The 19,113-nt window shown below is 59.9% G+C and carries 17 protein-coding genes; 12 read left to right on the top strand and 5 right to left on the bottom strand.

The window, feature by feature from the left end:
- The first annotated feature begins 13 nt into the window (after positions 1 to 13).
- Together nrdF and J2X71_RS19255 are read left to right on the top strand one after the other, a co-directional pair.
- Positions 14 to 988: a class 1b ribonucleoside-diphosphate reductase subunit beta gene (nrdF, locus tag J2X71_RS19260; protein WP_310383938.1), complete on the top strand. Its 975-nt coding sequence runs from the start codon at positions 14 to 16 to the stop codon at positions 986 to 988.
- 93 nt (positions 989 to 1,081) lie between these two features.
- A complete protein-coding gene (locus J2X71_RS19255) occupies positions 1,082 to 2,329 on the top strand; it encodes an adenylate/guanylate cyclase domain-containing protein (RefSeq protein WP_310383936.1) in 1,248 nt (415 codons plus the stop codon).
- Here the strand turns inward: J2X71_RS19255 and J2X71_RS19250 are convergent.
- On the bottom strand, positions 2,326 to 3,378 hold the full coding sequence (locus tag J2X71_RS19250) for a LacI family transcriptional regulator (protein ID WP_310383934.1): 1,053 nt from the start codon (positions 3,376 to 3,378) through the stop codon (positions 2,326 to 2,328). The two genes, J2X71_RS19255 and J2X71_RS19250, sit on opposite strands and share 4 nt — an antisense overlap.
- A gap of 310 nt (positions 3,379 to 3,688) precedes the next feature.
- Here J2X71_RS19250 and J2X71_RS19245 point away from each other — a divergent pair, with 310 nt between their 5' ends.
- From J2X71_RS19245 to J2X71_RS19230, 4 genes are all read left to right on the top strand, one after another.
- Entirely contained in the window at positions 3,689 to 4,948 is a 1,260-nt protein-coding gene (locus tag J2X71_RS19245) for an ABC transporter substrate-binding protein (RefSeq protein WP_310383932.1), read from the top strand.
- A gap of 76 nt (positions 4,949 to 5,024) precedes the next feature.
- Positions 5,025 to 5,978 (top strand): sugar ABC transporter permease, encoded by a 954-nt coding sequence (locus J2X71_RS19240; RefSeq protein ID WP_310383930.1) that lies wholly within the window; start codon positions 5,025 to 5,027, stop codon positions 5,976 to 5,978.
- Positions 5,975 to 6,922 carry a carbohydrate ABC transporter permease gene (locus tag J2X71_RS19235; protein ID WP_310383927.1) on the top strand — a complete coding sequence of 316 codons (948 nt, stop codon included), beginning with the start codon at positions 5,975 to 5,977 and terminating at the stop codon, positions 6,920 to 6,922. Before J2X71_RS19240 ends, J2X71_RS19235 begins: the two co-directional genes overlap by 4 nt.
- 3 nt (positions 6,923 to 6,925) lie before the next feature.
- Entirely contained in the window at positions 6,926 to 8,041 is a 1,116-nt protein-coding gene (locus tag J2X71_RS19230; RefSeq protein WP_310383925.1) for an ABC transporter ATP-binding protein, read from the top strand.
- A gap of 108 nt (positions 8,042 to 8,149) precedes the next feature.
- Here J2X71_RS19230 and J2X71_RS19225 read toward each other — a convergent pair whose 3' ends face one another.
- The 3 genes from J2X71_RS19225 to J2X71_RS19215 form a co-directional block, all read right to left on the bottom strand.
- Complete coding sequence (locus J2X71_RS19225; protein ID WP_310383923.1) at positions 8,150 to 10,393, bottom strand: glycoside hydrolase family 2 TIM barrel-domain containing protein; 2,244 nt, start codon at positions 10,391 to 10,393, stop codon at positions 8,150 to 8,152.
- Between the two features lie 105 nt (positions 10,394 to 10,498).
- Complete coding sequence (locus tag J2X71_RS19220) at positions 10,499 to 11,497, bottom strand: LacI family DNA-binding transcriptional regulator (RefSeq protein WP_007820370.1); 999 nt, start codon at positions 11,495 to 11,497, stop codon at positions 10,499 to 10,501.
- A 10-nt stretch (positions 11,498 to 11,507) separates the two neighbouring features.
- A complete protein-coding gene (locus J2X71_RS19215; protein WP_310383920.1) occupies positions 11,508 to 12,512 on the bottom strand; it encodes a Gfo/Idh/MocA family oxidoreductase in 1,005 nt (334 codons plus the stop codon).
- A gap of 202 nt (positions 12,513 to 12,714) precedes the next feature.
- Here J2X71_RS19215 and J2X71_RS19210 point away from each other — a divergent pair, with 202 nt between their 5' ends.
- From J2X71_RS19210 to J2X71_RS19185, 6 genes are all read left to right on the top strand, one after another.
- Positions 12,715 to 14,007 carry an extracellular solute-binding protein gene (locus J2X71_RS19210; protein WP_310383918.1) on the top strand — a complete coding sequence of 431 codons (1,293 nt, stop codon included), beginning with the start codon at positions 12,715 to 12,717 and terminating at the stop codon, positions 14,005 to 14,007.
- A gap of 88 nt (positions 14,008 to 14,095) precedes the next feature.
- Positions 14,096 to 14,983: a sugar ABC transporter permease gene (locus tag J2X71_RS19205; protein ID WP_310383916.1), complete on the top strand. Its 888-nt coding sequence runs from the start codon at positions 14,096 to 14,098 to the stop codon at positions 14,981 to 14,983.
- 1 nt (position 14,984) lies between these two features.
- Positions 14,985 to 15,896 carry a carbohydrate ABC transporter permease gene (locus J2X71_RS19200; RefSeq protein ID WP_310383914.1) on the top strand — a complete coding sequence of 304 codons (912 nt, stop codon included), beginning with the start codon at positions 14,985 to 14,987 and terminating at the stop codon, positions 15,894 to 15,896.
- 19 nt (positions 15,897 to 15,915) lie between these two features.
- Entirely contained in the window at positions 15,916 to 16,998 is a 1,083-nt protein-coding gene (locus tag J2X71_RS19195; RefSeq protein ID WP_310383912.1) for a sn-glycerol-3-phosphate ABC transporter ATP-binding protein UgpC, read from the top strand.
- A gap of 46 nt (positions 16,999 to 17,044) precedes the next feature.
- Positions 17,045 to 17,794: a ThuA domain-containing protein gene (locus tag J2X71_RS19190; protein WP_113118099.1), complete on the top strand. Its 750-nt coding sequence runs from the start codon at positions 17,045 to 17,047 to the stop codon at positions 17,792 to 17,794.
- A gap of 71 nt (positions 17,795 to 17,865) precedes the next feature.
- A complete protein-coding gene (locus J2X71_RS19185) occupies positions 17,866 to 18,147 on the top strand; it encodes a MurR/RpiR family transcriptional regulator (protein ID WP_162747911.1) in 282 nt (93 codons plus the stop codon).
- A 2-nt stretch (positions 18,148 to 18,149) separates the two neighbouring features.
- Here J2X71_RS19185 and J2X71_RS19180 read toward each other — a convergent pair whose 3' ends face one another.
- Entirely contained in the window at positions 18,150 to 19,061 is a 912-nt protein-coding gene (locus J2X71_RS19180; RefSeq protein ID WP_310383909.1) for an SMP-30/gluconolactonase/LRE family protein, read from the bottom strand.
- Positions 19,062 to 19,113 lie beyond the last annotated feature (52 nt).

Here is a 19,113-nt window from a genome sequence, read left to right as displayed (position 1 = left end):
ACCGGAGATGATGATGAACATGCAATTCAAACCGGTCAGCCGCGTGCGCGCCATCAACTGGAACCGTATCGAGGACGACAAGGATCTCGAAGTCTGGAACCGTCTGACCGGCAATTTCTGGCTGCCGGAAAAGGTGCCGCTGTCGAACGACATTCCCTCCTGGGGGACACTGACGCCGGCCGAGCAGCAGCTGACGATCCGCGTCTTCACCGGGCTGACGCTGCTCGACACGATCCAGAACGGTGTCGGCTCCGTCAAGCTGATGGCCGATGCGGCAACGCCGCATGAGGAAGCGGTGCTCTCCAACATCTCCTTCATGGAAGCCGTGCATGCGCGCTCCTATTCCTCGATCTTCTCGACGCTCTGCCTGACGCCCGATGTCGACGATGCCTATCGCTGGTCGGAAGAAAACGAGTTCCTGCAGAAGAAGTCGGCGCTGATCATGGAGCATTATGCTTCCGGCGATCCGCTGAAGAAGAAGGTTGCGAGCGTCTTCCTCGAAAGCTTCCTCTTCTATTCCGGCTTCTATCTGCCGATGTACTGGTCGAGCCGCGCCAAGCTCACCAACACGGCCGACATGATCCGCCTCATCATCCGTGACGAGGCCGTGCACGGCTATTATATCGGCTACAAGTTCCAGCGCGGACTTGAAAAGCTCTCCGAAGAGCGCCGCCAGGAGATCAAGGATTTTGCCTTCGACCTGCTGCTCGAGCTCTACGACAACGAAGCGAAATATACCGAAGCGCTCTATGACGGCGTCGGGCTGACCGAGGACGTCAAGAAGTTCCTGCATTACAACGCCAACAAGGCGCTGATGAACCTCGGCTATGAGGCGCTGTTCCCGGCTGACGCCTGCAAGGTCAATCCGGCGATCCTGTCTGCGCTTTCGCCGAATGCCGATGAGAACCATGACTTCTTCTCGGGCTCCGGCTCCTCCTATGTCATCGGCAAGGCGGTGGCGACCGAGGACGAAGACTGGGATTTCTGAGGTTTATCTTTACGAAGCCTCTTATCATTCGGTCCGCTATCGCCCACATTCAGCGCGGTGTATTCGTTGAATGTGGCGTAGCGGGAGTTTTTTATGAGGCCCTCTTTCGAAGCGACTGATCCGGCAAGTGAAGCTGCCGAAGGCGTCTGGCCAATCCGCAGGCGCCGAATTCTCGATTGGCTGATCAACGAGACCCGCAACGAGCGTTTCATCGACAATATCCTGGTGGAGATGTGCAAGCGGCTGCTGGCAGCCGGCGTGCCGGTGAACCGGTCGAGCTTGCATTTCCGCACGAACCATCCGCAATGGATCGGCGCTCGCATCCTGTGGGTGGAAGGCATGGAAGAGGCAAAGATCGACACCTTTGCTTACGGGGTGGAAACCACGCCGCAATTCCTCAATAGCCCGGTCAACGAGATCCACAAAGGCGCCAACGAGGTGCGGAAGAACCTTGAGGATTTATGGGAGGGCGACGACTATCCCTTCTACCAGGAACTGCGCGACGACGGCTATTCCGAATATATCGCCTGGCCGATCGATCATACGTTCGACAAGCGCCACGTCGTTACGTTCTCCACCAATAGGCCAGGCGGTTTTACCGGCGAACACGTGGATTTCCTGCGCGATCTGCTGCCTGCTCTCACTCTCGTCAGCGAGATCCGGCTCAAGAACATCATGGCGCGCACGCTGCTGCAGACTTATGTCGGGCCGCATGCGAGCGAACAGATTCTCTCCGGCGTCATCACCCGCGGCAGCGGCACGACCGTCGGCGCGGCGATCATGATCTGCGACCTGCGCGATTTCACGGCGATCTCCGATCTCTGGCCGCGCGACGACGTCATCCAGTTGCTCAACGATTATTTCGATGCCATGTCCGATCCGATCGAACGGCACGGCGGCGAAATCCTGAAGTTCATGGGCGATGGGCTGCTCGCCATCTTCCCGCTGTCGAAGCCTTCGGCTTGCGAGGATCTGCTGACGGCGATCCGGGAAGGGCAGGAGGCGATGGCGAAAGTGAATGAGCAACATCAGCGCCTGGGGCGTGATCCCCTGCGCTACGGCGTCGGCGTCCACGTCGGCGACGTGATGTACGGCAATATCGGTTCGAGCCGGCGGCTGGATTTCACGGTCATCGGCCCGGCAGTCAACGTCGCTTCGCGGCTTGAAACCTTGACCAAGGAGGTTAAGCGGCCGGTACTGTTGTCTCGCGCTTTCGTCGAGATGGCGACCTGCACGGAAGAGATGGACAATCTCGGCACTTTTCCCCTGCGCGGGCTTGGCGAGCCGGTCGAAGTCTTCGCTTTCCGCGAAAAGCCGACAGCAGGGCGTGACGCAGCTTAGGCTACCGGAAAATTGATCTGCGGCGGCAGGAGCAGGCTCTGGCTCTCTGCTGCCGGATTGCCGATGCGCTGAAGAAGCATCTGGCCGAGATGTTCGCCCGCCTCGACCAGATCCTCGTATATGGTGTCGATCTTCGGCTGCAGATGCGTGAGGAGATGCGAGGTCTCCTTGGCGACGATATCATAGTCTTCCGCGAGAACGCGCCCCGCATCATTCATGGCGGTGACGAGCGCCAGCGCCGAAACCTCGCCCGGACAGACGAACCCGTCTGGAACATCGGGGGCCGCGGCACGCGCCCGAAAGAAATCTCTGATCTCGTTGGCCGGTGAATCGAGCGTGACCGCTTCCGATATCTCGTAGGCGACGCCGGCCTCGCGCACGGCGGTCATGAAGCCATGAAGGATGTGCTGGCTGAAGGTCAGCCGCTTCGGCGGCATGACGACTGTGACCCTTTTCCTGCCCTTGGCGATCAGGCGCCGGGTGGCTTCGTAGGCGAAGGCATAATTGTCGTAATCGACATAAGCGTGCGGTGTCGAAAACTCGGTGCGCCCGTGCGACACGAAGGGAAAGCCGACCTCCTGCAGCATCCGCACCCTCGCATCGAAGGGTTCCGTCCGCGTGAAGATCAGGCCGTCGGCGAAATTGTTGCGAACAATATATTCTGCCGCTTCGAGATCCGTCGTCGACAGGAAGTTCGGGGCGACGACGAGGTGATAGGATGTCTCTTTCAGTACCTTGGCGATGCCGTACATAATGGCCGTGCCGAAGCCGACCACTTCTTGATGCGGATCAAGAAGGATGCTGATGACGTTGGTGCGGCCTGTCTTGAGGCGCTGGGCAGCCCGGTCCGGCAGGTAGCCGATCTCGCGGGCAATGCGATGGACGCGCTCGCGCGTTTCGACCGATATTTGCGGCGCGTCGCTGAGTGCGCGCGAAACCGTCGTCACCGCAAGACCGGTCAATGTCGCGATGGTACGCAAGGTCGGCTTGCCGCGCTTTTGCGCACCATCCGGATTTTCACCGCGTTGCAGTTGGGACGATTCGGTCACTGGGGACATTCCGTGCTGGATCGCGGCTACAATAACACGATGAAACCCGCACGCAATCAATCAATGCAAACGATTTAAATTTTTACGGTTTCTCCGGCGATCAGAAAAAATGCAAATAAAATCAATATTTATCGGACTAATCATATTTTTCTCGGGAGTCGAGGAAGGACTTGACGTGACCGCGTTTATAACGTTTTAAATTGTCAACCGTGCTGGGAGGTGCGGTGTGGTGTTTGACCGCCGTTGCGGCGGAAGACATCTGGGCGGCTGAGGAGGGTCTCGCCGCTCATTCACGAATGGGAGGATATTCATGCGCAAGTTTTTGAGCTCGGCAGCTCTTGCTGTCGTGATGATGGCTGGTTTCGGCAGCGCTCACGCGGCTGACGTCAAGGAAGTTCAGATGCTGCACTGGTGGACGTCCGGCGGTGAAGCCGCGGCGCTCAACGTGCTGAAGCAGGATCTCGCTAAGGAAGGCTTTGCCTGGAAGGACGTTCCGGTAGCTGGCGGTGGCGGCGACGCAGCTATGACCGCGCTGAAGGCGATGGTTGCGGCAGGTACCTATCCGACCGCTTCTCAGATGCTCGGCTATACCGTTCTCGATTATGCCCAAGCTGGCGTCATGGGTGACCTGACCGAGGCAGCGAAGAAGGAAGGCTGGGACAAGTCTGTTCCGGCAGCGCTGCAGAAGTTCTCCGTCTATGACGGCAAGTGGGTTGCAGCACCGGTCAATGTTCACTCCGTCAACTGGCTGTGGATCAACAAGTCCGTCATGGACAAGATCGGCGGCACGCAGCCGAAGACATTCGACGACCTGCTCGCCCTGCTCGACAAGGCAAAGGCAGCCGGCGTCATCCCGCTCGCGCTCGGCGGCCAGAACTGGCAGGAAGCCACGATGTTCGACTCCATCGTGCTCTCGACCGGCGGTCCGGAATTCTACAAGAAGGCTCTCAACGACCTCGACGAGGAATCGCTGAAGTCCGACACGATGAAGAAGTCGTTCGATAACCTCGCCAAGATCATCAAGTATGTCGATCCGAACTTCTCAGGCCGCGACTGGAACCTCGCGACCGCCATGGTCATCAAGGGCGATGCTCTGGTGCAGGTCATGGGCGACTGGGCAAAGGGCGAATTCGTTGCCGCCAAGAAGACCCCTGATACCGACTTCCTGTGCTACCGCTTCCCAGGCACCGATGGCAGCGTGGTCTACAACTCCGACATGTTCGGCATGTTCAACGTTCCTGACGACCGCAAGGCCGCTCAGGTCGCGCTCGCCACGGCAACGCTGTCGAAGAGCTTCCAGTCTGCCTTCAACGTCGTCAAGGGTTCGGTTCCGGCCCGCACCGACGTTCCGGATACGGATTTCGACGCTTGCGGCAAGAAGGGTATTGCCGACCTGAAGGCTGCCAACGAAGGCGGCACGCTGTTCGGCTCGCTGGCGCAGGGCTATGGCGCTCCGCCGGCTATCACCAACGCCTATAAGGACGTTGTCTCGAAGTTCGTCCATGGTCAGATCAAGACCTCCGACGAAGCCGTCACCCAGCTCGTCCAGGCGATCGACGACGCTCGCTAATATTCCACCGACCAGGGCTTTCCCGCATTCTTGCGGGGAGGCCACAGCCCCTGCGGTGCAGGGAGGAGATGATCACATGAGTACAGTTGCGACCACGGATCCGGTCCTGACGTCGAAGTCTTCAACCCGCTCGTCCATTCGCGGCCGGCTGCAGGATGCGCTGCCCAAGATCGTATTGGCGCCGAGTTTTCTGATCACCGTGATCTTCGTCTATGGCTTCATCGTCTGGACGGCCTATCTCTCCTTCACCAATTCCAAGACTTTTCCGTCCTATGCAATCACGGGGGCGCGCGCTTATCAGCGGCTCTGGCGCTGGACCTTCGAAAGCGATCCGCCGTCCTCATGGTACACATCGATCACCAATATGGGGATCTTCGGTTTCCTCTACATCTTCATCTGTCTGGGGCTCGGCCTGCTGCTGGCGATCCTTCTCGACCAGAAGATTCGCGGCGAAGGCGTGCTGCGGCCGATCTTTCTCTATCCTATGGCGCTGTCCTTCATCGTGACCGGTGTTGCCTGGAAATGGTTCCTCGATCCGGGCCTCGGCCTGGAGCAGACGCTGCATCATCTCGGCTGGACGAGCTTTCATTTCGATTGGATCAAGAACAAGGACTTCGTCATCTACACCGTCGTCATCGCCGGTGTCTGGCAGGCTTCCGGCTTCGTCATGGCGATGTTCCTCGCGGGCTTGCGGGGCATCGACGGCGAGATCATGAAAGCGGCTCAGATCGATGGCGCCACACCGTTCCAGCTCTACCGGCGCATCGTCATTCCGATGCTGCGGCCAATCTTCCTGTCCGCCTTCATCGTGCTCGCCCATATGGCGATCAAGTCCTATGACCTCGTGGTGGCGCTGACATCGGGTGGTCCCGGCGGCTCGGCTTGGCTGCCGTCCAACTTCATGTACGAATACACCTTCAAGCGAAATGAAATGGCTGTCGGTTCGGCAAGCGCCATCATCATGCTGATGACCATCTCGGCGATCATCGTGCCCTATCTCTATTCCGAACTGAGGGAGAAGGCGCGATGAGCAGCGTTACCTCTTCTGACATCGCAGTCCCCCAGGGCGGCAATAGCGGCCGCTGGGTCGGCCGGGTCATCATTTACGGCCTGCTGCTGATCTTCGCCATTCTCTATCTGATGCCGCTCTTCGTGATGCTCACCACTTCGTTCAAAACCATGGACGAGATTCAGAACGGCAACATGCTGGCCCTGCCGCAGGCACCGACACTCGATCCCTGGTTCAAGGCCTGGGGCGAGACCTGCGTGGGCCTCACCTGCGCCGGTATCAAGGGCTATTTCTGGAACTCGATCAAGATGGTCGTGCCGGCGGTTGCCATCTCGACCATCATGGGTGCGCTCAATGGTTACGTGCTAACCAAATGGCGTTTTCCCGGCCATACGCTGGTCTTTGGGTTGATGCTCTTTGCCTGCTTCATCCCGTTCCAGTCGGTGCTGCTGCCGATGGCGACCATTCTCGGCACGCTCGGCCGTTTCGGTATGACGCTTCAGAACGCGACCGGTTTCAGCTTCGGCTTCGGCAATCCGACGGTGAACCTCGTCTTCGTGCATGTCGTGTACGGTCTCGGCTTCACGACGCTGTTCTTCCGCAATTTCTACGAGGCCTTTCCGACCGAACTGGTGAAGGCCGCGCAGGTCGATGGCGCGAGCTTCTTTCAGATCTTTCGCCGTATCATGCTGCCGAATTCGCTGCCGATCATCGTGGTGACGGTCATCTACCAGTTCACTAATATCTGGAACGACTTCCTCTTCGCCTCGGCCTATGCCGGTACGGGTGACTCCATGCCGATGACGGTGGCGCTCAATAATGTCGTCAATACCTCGACCGGCGTGGTCGAATATAATGTCAACATGGCTGCGGCGATGATCGCGGCCGTTCCTACGCTCATCGTCTATATCCTCGCCGGCCGCTATTTCGTGCGCGGTCTGATGGCGGGCGCCGTCAAAGGGTGATCCATGGCTTTCCTTGAAATTTCCGGTCTCAAGAAGCGCTTCGGCGCCGTCGACATTCTCAAGGGGATCGACCTGGAACTCGAAAAGGGTGGCTTCCTGGTGCTGGTCGGCCCGTCCGGCTGTGGCAAGTCCACGCTGCTCAACACCATCGCCGGGCTCGAAGCGATCACTTCGGGTGAGATCCGCATCGATGGCCGCTCCATCAACGGCTTGCACCCGTCCAAGCGCGATATCGCCATGGTGTTCCAGAGCTATGCGCTCTATCCGAACATGACCGTTGCCGGCAATATCGCCTTCGGCATGGAAATCCGCGGTGTGCCGAAGGATGAGCGCGAGAAGGCGATCAAGCAGGTCTCCGACATGCTGCAGATCGGCCATCTCCTGGATCGAAAGCCTTCGCAGCTTTCCGGTGGCCAACGGCAGCGCGTGGCGATGGGCCGTGCGCTGGTGCGCAATCCGCAAGTGTTCCTGTTCGACGAGCCGCTCTCCAACCTGGATGCGAAGCTGCGCGTCGATATGCGCACGGAAATCAAGCGCCTGCACCAGCGCATGGGAACGACGATCGTCTACGTCACCCATGACCAGATCGAGGCGATGACGCTGGCGACGAAGATCGCGGTGCTGAAGGACGGCGTGCTGCAGCAGTTCGGTACGCCGGCGGAAATCTACAACAGCCCGTCCAATGTCTTCGTAGCAGACTTCATGGGCTCACCGGCGATGAACCTGCTCAACGCGACCGTCGAAAACGGCGACGGCGGCTTGCACGTCTCGCTGGAGCGGCCCAATGCCGAGCCGTTGAAGCTACCGGTCAATTCGGGCAGTAATAGCCTTACCGGCTACGCGGGCAAGCAAGTGATCTTCGGCATTCGTCCCGAAGCATTGACGGACCCTGACGGGGCCGACCGCAAGGCGAAGTCGGTCGTTCATGGCGACTGCGCCATCGAAGTCGTGGAACCGGCCGGTTCGGATACGTTTGCCGTCACCAAGCTCGGCGGCAAGTCGGTGGTGGCGCGCCTTGGAGCGGATACCGGCATTCTGCCTGGTCAGAACACCCGCCTTGCCTTCAATCTCGACAAGGCGGTGTTCTTCGATCCCGCCAGCCAGCTCAGGATCGCGTAGAGCAATTCCAGCAAAAGTGTGTAGCGGTTTTGCGTCCCGAATTGCGTGAAAGCAAAGAGGCAGAGCATTTCCGTAATTCGAAGAAAAACGGAAATGCTCTGTCGGCCGTCAGACGGCCGCCACCGAAAGCGTTACCGGTGCGAAGTGGCTCGATGTCGCTTCGACCGTGATTTCGCCTGTCAAGCCGGTTGCTTCCAGCCAAAAGCCCGTCGTGCCGCCCTGGAGCGATACGGTCGTCGGACCGACAATCTTGGCAGGGCCTTTGATCGTCAGCGTTACAGCATCGTTCAGGAAGGGCAGGCGCTGGCCGCGCTGGTCGAGCGCGCGGATAATGACACGGGTCGTGTCGCGTTCGCGGGCCTTCAGCGTGGTGCTGTCGGGCGCGACTTCCAGTGCGGTCGGCAGCGGATCGGCTGCCAGCGTCAGTCTGGCCACGGGCTCGCCATTGATGAAGCCGGTGAATTCACCGTCGATCCATTCCAGACCCCAGCGGCCGAGTTCATCCTGGGTGAAATGGCGGTGGTCGAGCACGACGGGTGGATGCGGCAGGTGCGGATAGTTCTCGCGATCCGGACCGATGCGCTTGGTCAGCGAGCCGTATTTCAGCTCAACCTCGTCACAGTTGGTCAGGATGATCAGCGGCAGCACACCGCCGATGCTGCGTTCGCCGCGCGCCCAGAAGGTGACCGGCTTCATGATGATTTCATCTGAGGAGTCGCACTGGCTGGCATAGACATAGGCCGCGAATTTCGGTTCGCGGAACATGTCCATGACGCCGTGATAGCAGATGCGGTCGCCGGAGCCGAAATCCTTGTGCGTGTTGTAGTCGAACATGCACCAGCCGATCGCGCCCGAAATATCCGGATCGCCATAGGCGGCATTCAGCACTTCCAGGTGGCGGCGCACATGTTCGGCCTGGCGCTGCTCGGCATCATACATCTTGGTCGGATGCATGTGGCCGTTGAACTCGGTGATGATGTAGGGGACCTTGTATGAGAGGCCGGTATTTTCTTGCTGGCCGCGCAGCGCCGTGCGCGAGCGATTGGCGCCCGGCAGTTCCTCATTGCCCAGGATGAAGTCGTTCATCGTATAGACGTCTTCCAGAAGCTCGCTTTCGGTCAGGTAGCGAACGCCGCCAGTCTGGCGCGTGGAATCGAGCTCATGGGCCAGCCGGTTGGTCGCGGTATAGAAGTCGTGGCTGTCGAGCGACTCGTTGATGCGCACGCCCCAGATGATGATCGAGGGATGATTCCAGTCGCGCTCGATCATGCGGCGAACGTTTTCGATGGACTCTCTCTGCCAATCGAGATCGCCGATATGCTGCCAGCCGGGGATTTCTTCAAAGACGAGCAGGCCGATGCGATCGCACTGGTCGAGGAACCATTTCGACTGCGGATAGTGCGAGGTGCGCACGATATTGCACTTCAGCACTTTTTTCATGATGTCGGCGTCACGCTCCTGTGCGGAGCGGCCGGCTGCATAGCCGATATAAGGGTAGGCCTGATGGCGGTTGAGGCCTTGAAGCTTAACGGACCGACCGTTGAGCAGGAAGCCTTCCGGCGTGAATTTGGCGGTGCGGAAGCCGAAATGGGCAGATGCCCTATCCGAGCCATGTTCGGTTCTGAGATCGACGACAACTTCATAGAGCGCCGGGTTTGACAGGTCCCACAGTTCGATGCCCGTCAGTCCGCCGAACGAGAGCGTCGTCACGGAGCCGATCGTTTCACCGGCAGCACTTGCGAGCACGATACCATCGGCACCCTTCAGCGAGGCCGTAACGGTCGCGGCATAGGTCAGGCTCTGCGGCTTGGCGACATCAACGCGGACCGTGGCCGACTTTATGTCGGACAGAACGTCATGTGTCTCGATCTTGAGATTGCGGATGGAGACTTTGTCGGTGACCTTCAGCCAGACGTCGCGATAGATGCCAGCATAGGTGAGGTAGTCGATGCGACCGCCGAAGGGCGGGATGGCGGGGTTCTCGCTGCCGTCGATCTTGACGGTGATCAGGTTCTCGCCCTTGATGAGTTTGCCGGTCAGGCGGGCCTCGAAGGGCGTATATCCGTCCTTATGGGCAATGATCTCTTCGCCGTTCAGATAGACGACACTGTCGGCCATGGCACCATCGAAGAGGATGGAGACTTCGCGGCCTTCGAATTCCGGCAGCCAGCGCAGTACCCTCTGATAGGTGAAGGCGCGCTGATAGCGCTTCTCGTCGAAATAGTTGAAGGGCAGCTCGACAGCCGTATGCGGCAGGCTGACGATATGGTCGCCGTCGAAAGCCTCGGTCAGGTGCTGGCCAAAGCCTTCGTGGAAGCTCCAGGATTCATTGAGGGAAACGACGGAACGCATCTCAGGCTCCCCGGCAGGCGGCAGGGGAGAGGCGGCGCCTGGCAGCGGCGCGTGAAAGGGTGATCATCGATATTCCTCCTCGATGCGAATGACTGGAGCCGCCCCTCAGGCGGTCGAACCCCAGCGGGGTGTGCAGGCAAGCGTAATGCTGTGCGGGCCCTCATCGCCGGCCTCATGGCGTTCGATCACCTCGACGACCGCGTCCATAAAAGCCACGTGGTCGAGGCTCAGCGTCGTCAGGTCGTTGCAGTCCCAGGCGGCCATGGCAATACCATCCTGGCCGACGATGGCGATATCCTCAGGCGTATTCTTTCCGAGCACGCGGCGGGCGGCGTCGCGCGCCCCGATCGCCATCACATCGTTGCCGCAGATGATGGCATCGACCTTGGAACGGTGCAGCAAGAGAACGGCCTCCTTGAAGCCGGAATCGTAGGAATAATCGCCGAAGGCTTCCGCTTCGAAGGCAAGGCCGTGACGCGCCAGAGCGTCGGCAAACCACTTGCGGCGCAGCTTGTCGATCCAGCTCGACTTGGTGCCGGAGAGATAGGCGAAGCGCCGTTTTCCGTCGCCGACGATCTTGTCGATGATCTCGCCAGCGCCGACCGCGCCGTCGATGCGGATGTTGGAGACATCCTCGTTTTCCAGCGGCTCGAAGGAAACGATAATCGGCTTCGTGGTGTGGAAGATGTCGACGGCGTCCTGCATCGACACCATGTCGGAGAAGATGACGACGTGATCCACCTGGTAGGTCGAGGCAAGCCGCATGAGCTGCAGCCGGTCCGAATGATCGGCGCAGCAGAGAATGATGGGCAGGAGTTGGCGGGCCTGCAGGCGATGGACGAGAAGCTGCTGCTCCTCGGCCTCGCAGGGGTTGCCGATGGCGTTGACGACGAGCGCGACGAGGCGCGAACGCTGGTTGTTCAGCGAACGGGCGATCGCATTCGGCTGATAGCCATATTCACGGGCAACGGCGAGGATGCGGTCACGCGTGGCGCTGCCGATCCTGGAATCCGGCGAAAAGGCCCTCGATATCGTCGCGGAGGAGACACCGGCGAGTTTCGCCAGTTCCTTCGAGGTGATCCGCCGTCTATTCGTTCCGCTCATCGTCTTGCGCCTATGCGGTGATCCTGACGGGTACGCCGTCGGCCGCTGCCGATTCCTTGATTGCATCCCAGAGCCTAGCGAATCTGAGACCCATTTCAACGGAGCCGGAGTTTTCCATCGTTCCGGCGCGGATGGCGAGGAAATTCTTCATCGGGTTGCCGAGAATCTCGGCCTCTTCACGCGGTTCGCTGGTGCGTCCGACGCTGATTTCACGCCAGCCGCCCCAGGCGTCGATGCGCACGATCGCCTTCGAATAGAAGAAGGTGATGTAGGAGGCGCAGCCGGGAGGGCCTTCACCGGCGGCCGTCAGCGTCGCCAGCGCGCCGTTCTTCAGCCGGGCGGAGACGGCGGTGGCGATATCGACCTTTTTGCCGTGATTGTTCATATAAGCGGAGACGCTGTCGAAATCGGAATTGGCGAGCAGGCAGACGGTGTTCATCATGTGCGCGCCGGTATCGAACATGAAGCCGCCGCCGGAGATTTCGGGCTGCTGCTTCCAGTGGCCCTCATAATTTGAAGACCAGCTTTCCCAGATCATTCCGGAGATGGCGATCAGTTCACCGAATTCGCCTGACAGAGCGCGTTTGCGGGTGTTGAGCACTAGTGGTGAGAGGCCGCCCTGGAAGGCGGTGACGATTGTCACGCCGCTCTTCTTCTGTGCCGCGATCAGCGTCTCGGCCTCGGCGACTGTGGTCACCATCGGCTTTTCAAGGAAGAGATCGAGGCCGGCTTCGGCAACGGCCGTTGCCTGCTCGGCATGGGAAGCGTGCGGGGTCGAGACATAGATGATGTCGAGTTCGTCGCGGCATTTTGTGAGCAGATCCCGGTAGTCGGCGAAGCCCTTCGGCTCCGGCGCGCCGGCCGCCGTGCAGACGTCAATCAGCCGCTTGCGGGAGGTTTCGCTGGTGTCAGCAAGCGCTACGAATTCAATTTCCGGCATCTTCGCCCAGCTCTCTGCATATTCAGCCGCTTTCAAGCCGGCGCCGATGACGCCGAGGCGCAATTTCTGAGACATCGAAATCCTCCCTGATATCGTTGTGCAAACGATTACACAAACGGTACATTTGATGCAAGTCATAAATAATACAGTAAAATCAATTAGATAATTTTGCGGCGATAAAGGATTTAAAAATCATCTTGTCAGCATTCAGAATGCGTGTACATTTTCCTCACCGGTGCTGGAGGGCGCCGTGGCTCGAAAAAAGGGAGGACTTCCGTTGAAGAAGACGGTTATCGGTGGCCTGTGCGCCATCCTGCTCAGCGCGGTTTCGACGCTGGCGCATGCTGAAACAATTCGTATCGCCAATCACGGTCAGGCCGGCATCGACGCGATGAAGTCGACCGTTGAGCGGATCGAGAAAAAATACGGCGTAACGGTCGAGGTTGTCGAATATCCGGCGCCGGACAAAGACTATCTCACCAAGCTTCTGACCGAGCTCGGTGCCGGCAATGCACCCGATCTCTTCTCCATCCCGACGACGGCTGCCGTCGCCGATATGGTTGAAGCCGGCTACCTCGCTCCTGTGACCGCCGAATTCAAAGCTTGGGACGGCTACGCGAACTTCTATGACGTTGCCAAGCAGCTCGCCGTCAGCCCTGACGGAGAAACCTATGTGATGCCGTTCATGCTCGGCATTCAGGAAATCTATTATCGCAAGGACGTTCTCGAAAAGGCCGGCATTTCCACCGAACAGCCGAAGACCTGGCAGGAGCTGCTCGATCGCGCCGCCGAGGTCAAGCAGAAGACCGGCTCTTACGGCCTGCTCTTCCCGGCCGGCGTTTCCTGGGGCAGCGGTGCCTTCGATGAAGGCTTCCAGCACCTGATCGTCGGTTCCAAGACGCCACAGCTGGTCGATGCTGACGGCAAGCTCGATCTGAATGGCGAAGGCGTAAAGGATGTCTTCAACGTCTACAAGACGCTGATAGACAAGGACCTGATGCCGGTGCAGCCGCTTCTCGGGCCGGAGCCCTGGGTCGTGCCGAAGTACGAGATGTTCCCGGCCGGCAAGCTTGCCGCCACCACCTGCGGTTCCTGGTGCTACATCTTCGACTGGGGTCGCGAGAGCAAGAACCCGATCCCTGACGTGACCAAGATCGTCGGCACCTGGACCGTTCCGGGCCAGAGCGGCGGCCAGTACGTGCTTGCCAACCTCGCCGCTCCGTGGGCCGTCAACTCCAAGTCCGCCAATGTGGAACTTGCCAAGAAGGCACTGATGGAAATCGGCTCGGTCGAAACGCAGGTTTCCTATGCTGCCCGCATCGGCAACATTCCGGCCAGCAAGGATGCTGCCAAGGATCCGGAATTCCAGAAGCTGACGGAACTGGTTCCGATCCATGCTGCTGCCGGAAACGGCGTCTTCCTCAAACAGGCTTCCGGCTTCGGCACTGTTGCCGAAGGCGTGGCGCGCGCCACGGAAGCCCTGCTGCGCAAGGAAACGGATGCTGCCGGCGCCCAGAAGATCCTTGTCGACTACGTCAAGGAAACGCTCGGCGACGACATGGTCAAGTAAGCCACTGATATCTTTCTCCCGCCCAGGACGGGGACGCGGCATGATCGCCGCGTCTTCCCGCTTTCATTCGATAAGGTTGTGAGCTTCAATGGCCCGAAACTCTCATGAAAAGCGAACCGAGCGCCAACTCTTGCTGGTTCTGCTGCCGTCGCTGATCCTGCTTCTGGCCTTCGTGATCTATCCCGCTCTCTATTCCGTCTATCTGAGCTTTACCAATGAGGCGCTGACGGGGGCTGCGGCGCTGCGGCCGCGCTTTGTCGGCATTCGCAACTACACGCGTCTGCTTAACGATGCGAAGTTCTGGAATTCGCTGTTCGTTACCTTCGTCTTCGTCATGGGTTCGGCCGTCATCGGGCAGTTCGTGCTCGGGCTGATCTCGGCCATGGCGCTGCGCCGACCGATCCGTTTTCGGCGGTTTTTCTCCTCGATCATTCTTCTGCCGAACGCGGCACCTGAGGTCGTTGCCGGCTTCATGTGGATTTCGATGCTGGCCGGCGGCGAGCATGCCACACTGTCGCGCATCGTCGCCTTCTTCGGCATCGATCCTGCCGACTGGCTGAACGCTTTTCCGCTGTCGATGATCATCATTGTCAATACCTGGCGCGGCATCGCCACCGCGATGATCCTGCTGACGGCCGGCCTCAGCACTATTCCCTCCGAGATCTACGAGGCGGCGCGCATGGATGGCGCAACACCCTCGCAGATGTTTCGCCGCATCACCCTGCCGCTGATGATGCCGACGATCCTGCTCTACATGCTGATCTCGGCCGTCTCCACCATTGCCGTCTTCGGCCTCGTCTATGCGCTGACGCGCGGCGGGCCTGGCGGAGCTACGGAGGTGGTCAGCATCTATATCTATAACCAGTCGTTTACGGCCTTCCAGCTCGGTTACGGCGCTGCAGTCGCGGTCGTCGCGCTCCTCATCTCGCTGATCCTGGGCATCGGCTATGTGCGCGCCATGAAAGTGGAGGTCTGACATGGCCGTTATTTCTCCGAGCGAAGGGGCTAACAAGACCCGCTCCGATCTGCTTGCCTATGCCACGCTGACGATCATCTCGATCTTCTGCGCCGTGCCCTTCTTCTGGGTGCTGCTCGCCTCCTTCGATGGCAATGCACAGCTCTTCTTGCGCTGGCCGGAGCAGTGGACCTTCGCAAACTACGTGCGCGTCTTCACCAAGGAAGACGGGGCGAAATGGCTGTTCAACTCGCTCTTCGTGGTCGGCGGCGCGACACTCATCGTCATGGTTCTGGCGGGGCTCGGCGGTTATGCGCTGTCGCGCACGCGGGCCTGGTGGAAGCTGCCTTTCCTCTACGCGATCCTGCTAATCCGTGTGCTGCCGCCGACCGCACTCGTCGTGCCGCTCTACAAGTTCCTGCTGACGCTGAACAATGGCGAGGCTGCAATCCTGCGGCCGATCTTCGGCAGCTATGCCCGCGATATCATGCGGTGGACCGGGTTCATCGACGGCTATCTCGGCATCATGCTGGTGCTTGCCACCATGCAGCTGCCGCTCGGCCTCTGGATCATGAAGACCTTCTTCGACGGCTTGCCGCGCGACTATGAGGAAGCGGCCGTCATGGACGGGGCGACGATGATGCAGCGCATCCGCCGCGTGCTGATCCCGCTTGCCATGCCGGGGCTCGCGGCTGCCGGCCTCTTCGCTTTCATGTCGGCCTGGGGCGATTTCCTGCTGCCGCTGATCTTCCTGTCGTCGCCGGAGCTGCAGACGCTGCCGCTCGGTCTCTTCCGCGCTTTCCTGCGTATCAATGAGATCGACTACGGCCTGCTGACGGCTCTCGCCTTCATTTACCTGCTGCCGGCCGTCGTCGCTTTCGGCTTTGCGCGGCGCTTCCTCGTCCAGACCTTCGCGGGCGGTGTGAAGGGCTGAGATCAAGAAAGAGAAACGAATGATCAATCTCAGAAACGTTCGCAAATTCTACGGCGCGCTCGAAGTCATCAAGGGCGTCGATATCACAGTGGAAGACGGCGAATTCGCCGTGTTCGTTGGCCCGTCCGGCTGCGGCAAGTCCACACTGTTGCGCATGATCGCCGGCCTCGAAGGTATCGACGAGGGCGATCTGGTGCTGAACGGCCAGCGCATCAACGATGTGCCGCCAGACAGGCGCGGCATCGCCATGGTGTTCCAGTCCTACGCGCTCTATCCGCATATGACGGTCGCGGAAAATATCGGCTTTTCGCTCAGCCTCAAGAAGGTGCCGGAAGCGGACATCAAGAAGCAGGTCGAGGGCGTCGCCGAGATTTTACAGCTGACGGACTACCTCGGTCGCAAGCCGGGAGCGCTTTCCGGCGGCCAGCGTCAGCGCGTGGCGATCGGCCGCGCGATCATCAAGAAGCCGTCGCTGATCCTGTTCGACGAGCCGCTGTCGAACCTCGATTCGGCGCTGCGCGTGCAGATGCGCGCCGAGCTGCAGCGCCTGCATCGCGAGCTGAAGGCAACCGTCGTCTATGTCACGCACGACCAGGTCGAGGCGATGACGATGGCCGATCGCATCGTGGTGCTTAACAAGGGCGTGGTCGCCCAGCAGGGCGCGCCGATGGAGCTGTATCACCAGCCGGAAAACGAGTTCGTCGCGACCTTTATCGGCTCGCCGAAAATGAATGTGCTGCCGATGACGGCGACGCGTCGGGATGCCGGCAAGGTGTATCTGGAAAGCCCGCTCGGCCTTGCCATCGATCTCTCGGATGCCAATGGCGCCGTGCCGCAGGGCGAGGCGAAGCTCGGTATCCGGCCGGAGCATCTGAAGCTCGCGCCGCAGGGGCAGGGTGATTTTTCGGCCGAGGTCGTGATCGTCGAGCGGCTTGGCGTCGAGACCTATCTGACGGTCGGTTCGCAGCAGCAGCCGATCGTCGTGCGCACAGAGGGCGACATGACCATCCGTCCCGGCGATCGTGTGTCGCTGACGGCGGAACGCGCCGGTTGCCATCTGTTTGATTCCGCCGGCCGGGTCATCCGTTCGGCAACCGCCTGAACTATTAGGGCTTGAAACATCGAGGCCCAGAACATCGAGGAATAGCATGACAATCAAGGTCACGATCTGGAACGAAGGACGCCACGAGCAGGTCCACAAGGAAGTTCAGGATATCTATCCTGATCGTATCGACGGCGCGATCGCCGCCGGTATCGCCCATCCCGATTTCGAGATCCGCCGCGGCACGCTCGACGATCCGGATGAAGGCCTGCCGGATTCCGTGCTCAACGATACCGACGTGCTGCTCTGGTGGGGTCACATGGCGCATGAGGAGGTCAGCGACGGGCTGATCGACCGCGTCCAGCAGCGGGTGCTGAAGGGCATGGGCCTGCTGGTCCTGCATTCCGGCCATCATTCCAAGCTCTTCCGCCGGCTGATGGGCACCAATGCCAATCTCTCGTGGCGCGAAACGCCTGAGGGTGATCTGGAGCGTGTCTGGGTGGTCAATCCCTCGCATCCGATCGCCGAGGGCCTGCCGCCCTATTTCGAGGTCAACGCCTCGGAAATGTATGGCGAGCCCTTCGACATCCCGCAGCCGGACGAACTGGTCTTCATCTCCTGGTATTCCGGCGGCGAAGTGTTCCGCAGCGGCTGCACCTTCCAGCGCGGCCGCGGGCGCATCTTCTTCTTCAGCCCGGGCCACGAGACCTATCCGATCTATCACGACAAGACGGTGCACAAGGTCATTTCGAACGGCATCCGCTGGGCGCAGCAGAAACACACGGATGGCCGCATCCTCGAAAACTGGCACCGCAAGGAGCCGCTTCACGGCCGGCCGGACAAGGTGAAGGCTTAAATAGTTCCTCCGCGGGGGGCTGGGGTCATGATGGCTTCGGCCTCCGCGAGGGGTAAACGATGGAGGCAGAAATGCAGACTGTTTCGATGAAGGCTGATGGAGATGCCTTTCTCAGCAAGGCATTCTGGGTTTCCATCCATCGCGATCTGCCGCAGCGGCTCGATACGCTGGCGAGGCTTGCCGCCGAGCGGCCCGATGTCTTCGCCTTCGAAAGCAGCCAGAAGATTGCCGAGCGCTGCAATGTCTCGCAGACCAGCGTCATCCGCTTTGCGCATCATCTCGGCTTTGACGGTTTTGCCGAGATGAAGCAGGTTTTCCAACAAGGTCTCAGGGCCGCAGCCCGCAAAGGATAGGTTTACGGGTACTGCGCGCCGTTCGTCGTCGTATAGATCGAATAGAGCGATTGCGTCGCGGTGATGAAGAGGCGGTTCTTCTTCGGGCCGCCGAAGGTGATGTTGGAGACGGTCTGCGGCACCTTGATCTTGCCGATCAGCGTGCCGTCAGGCGCAAAGCAGTGCACGCCGTCTGCCGCGCTCGTCCAGAGATTCCCCGAGACATCGAAACGAAAGCCATCCGGTACGCCGCTGTCGATCGAGCAGAAATAGCGGCTGTTTGTAAGCTTGCGGCTGTCCACGACATCGAAGACGCGGATATGACGTGGGACTTCGTGATTGGACGAGCCGGAATCGGCGATGAAGAGCTGGCGTTCATCGGGTGAAAAGGCCAGCCCGTTCGGCTGGATGAAATCGGTGACCACGGCCTCGATCTCGCCGGTCGCGGCATCGATGCGGTAGACGTTGCGGGTTTCCTGCTCTTCCGGCGACTTGTGGCCCTCATAGTCAGACATGATGCCGTAGCTCGGATCGGTGAACCAGATCGAGCCGTCGGACTTGACCACGACATCATTCGGCGAATTCAGCCGTTTGCCGTTGTAGCTGTCGGCGAGAACGGTAATGCGTCCATCAGGCTCAGTGCGGGTCACACGGCGTCCGCCGTGCTCGCAGGAAACGAGACGGCCTTGCCGGTCACGGGTATTGCCGTTGACGTAGTTGGAAGGCGAGCGGAAGACGGAGACTGTTCCATCCGGCACCCAGCGCATCATGCGCTCGTTCGGAATGTCGCTCCAAAGAAGGCAGTTCAGATCGGAAAACCAGACCGGACCCTCGGCCCAGCGGCAGCCTCTGTACAGTTCTTCCAGTACCGCGCTACCGGCGATCAGCGCCCCGAAGCGCTCGTCTCTGACGTCATAAAGCTCGCTTCCAGCCATGCCCGATTCCTCCCGGATCGATATTGCATCTTCGTAGCGGCAAACGATTGAA

Source organism: Rhizobium sp. 1399 (assembly GCF_031455475.1).
GTDB lineage: Bacteria > Pseudomonadota > Alphaproteobacteria > Rhizobiales > Rhizobiaceae > Rhizobium.
The sequence above is the reverse complement of the archived record's forward strand: the minus strand, read 5'-3'. Positions and strand labels throughout refer to the sequence as shown.

Bases quoted from the DNA above. Each gene is read 5' to 3' on its own strand.
- nrdF (WP_310383938.1), top strand. From the start codon at position 14: ATGAACATGCAATTCAAACCGGTCAGCCGCGTGCGCGCCATCAACTGG.
- J2X71_RS19255 (WP_310383936.1), top strand. From the start codon at position 1,082: ATGAGGCCCTCTTTCGAAGCGACTGATCCGGCAAGTGAAGCTGCCGAA.
- J2X71_RS19245 (WP_310383932.1), top strand. From the start codon at position 3,689: ATGCGCAAGTTTTTGAGCTCGGCAGCTCTTGCTGTCGTGATGATGGCT.
- J2X71_RS19240 (WP_310383930.1), top strand. From the start codon at position 5,025: ATGAGTACAGTTGCGACCACGGATCCGGTCCTGACGTCGAAGTCTTCA.
- J2X71_RS19235 (WP_310383927.1), top strand. From the start codon at position 5,975: ATGAGCAGCGTTACCTCTTCTGACATCGCAGTCCCCCAGGGCGGCAAT.
- J2X71_RS19230 (WP_310383925.1), top strand. From the start codon at position 6,926: ATGGCTTTCCTTGAAATTTCCGGTCTCAAGAAGCGCTTCGGCGCCGTC.
- J2X71_RS19225 (WP_310383923.1), bottom strand. From the start codon at position 10,393: ATGCGTTCCGTCGTTTCCCTCAATGAATCCTGGAGCTTCCACGAAGGC.
- J2X71_RS19220 (WP_007820370.1), bottom strand. From the start codon at position 11,497: ATGAGCGGAACGAATAGACGGCGGATCACCTCGAAGGAACTGGCGAAA.
- J2X71_RS19215 (WP_310383920.1), bottom strand. From the start codon at position 12,512: ATGTCTCAGAAATTGCGCCTCGGCGTCATCGGCGCCGGCTTGAAAGCG.
- J2X71_RS19205 (WP_310383916.1), top strand. From the start codon at position 14,096: ATGGCCCGAAACTCTCATGAAAAGCGAACCGAGCGCCAACTCTTGCTG.
- J2X71_RS19200 (WP_310383914.1), top strand. From the start codon at position 14,985: ATGGCCGTTATTTCTCCGAGCGAAGGGGCTAACAAGACCCGCTCCGAT.
- J2X71_RS19195 (WP_310383912.1), top strand. From the start codon at position 15,916: ATGATCAATCTCAGAAACGTTCGCAAATTCTACGGCGCGCTCGAAGTC.
- J2X71_RS19190 (WP_113118099.1), top strand. From the start codon at position 17,045: ATGACAATCAAGGTCACGATCTGGAACGAAGGACGCCACGAGCAGGTC.
- J2X71_RS19185 (WP_162747911.1), top strand. From the start codon at position 17,866: ATGCAGACTGTTTCGATGAAGGCTGATGGAGATGCCTTTCTCAGCAAG.
- J2X71_RS19180 (WP_310383909.1), bottom strand. From the start codon at position 19,061: ATGGCTGGAAGCGAGCTTTATGACGTCAGAGACGAGCGCTTCGGGGCG.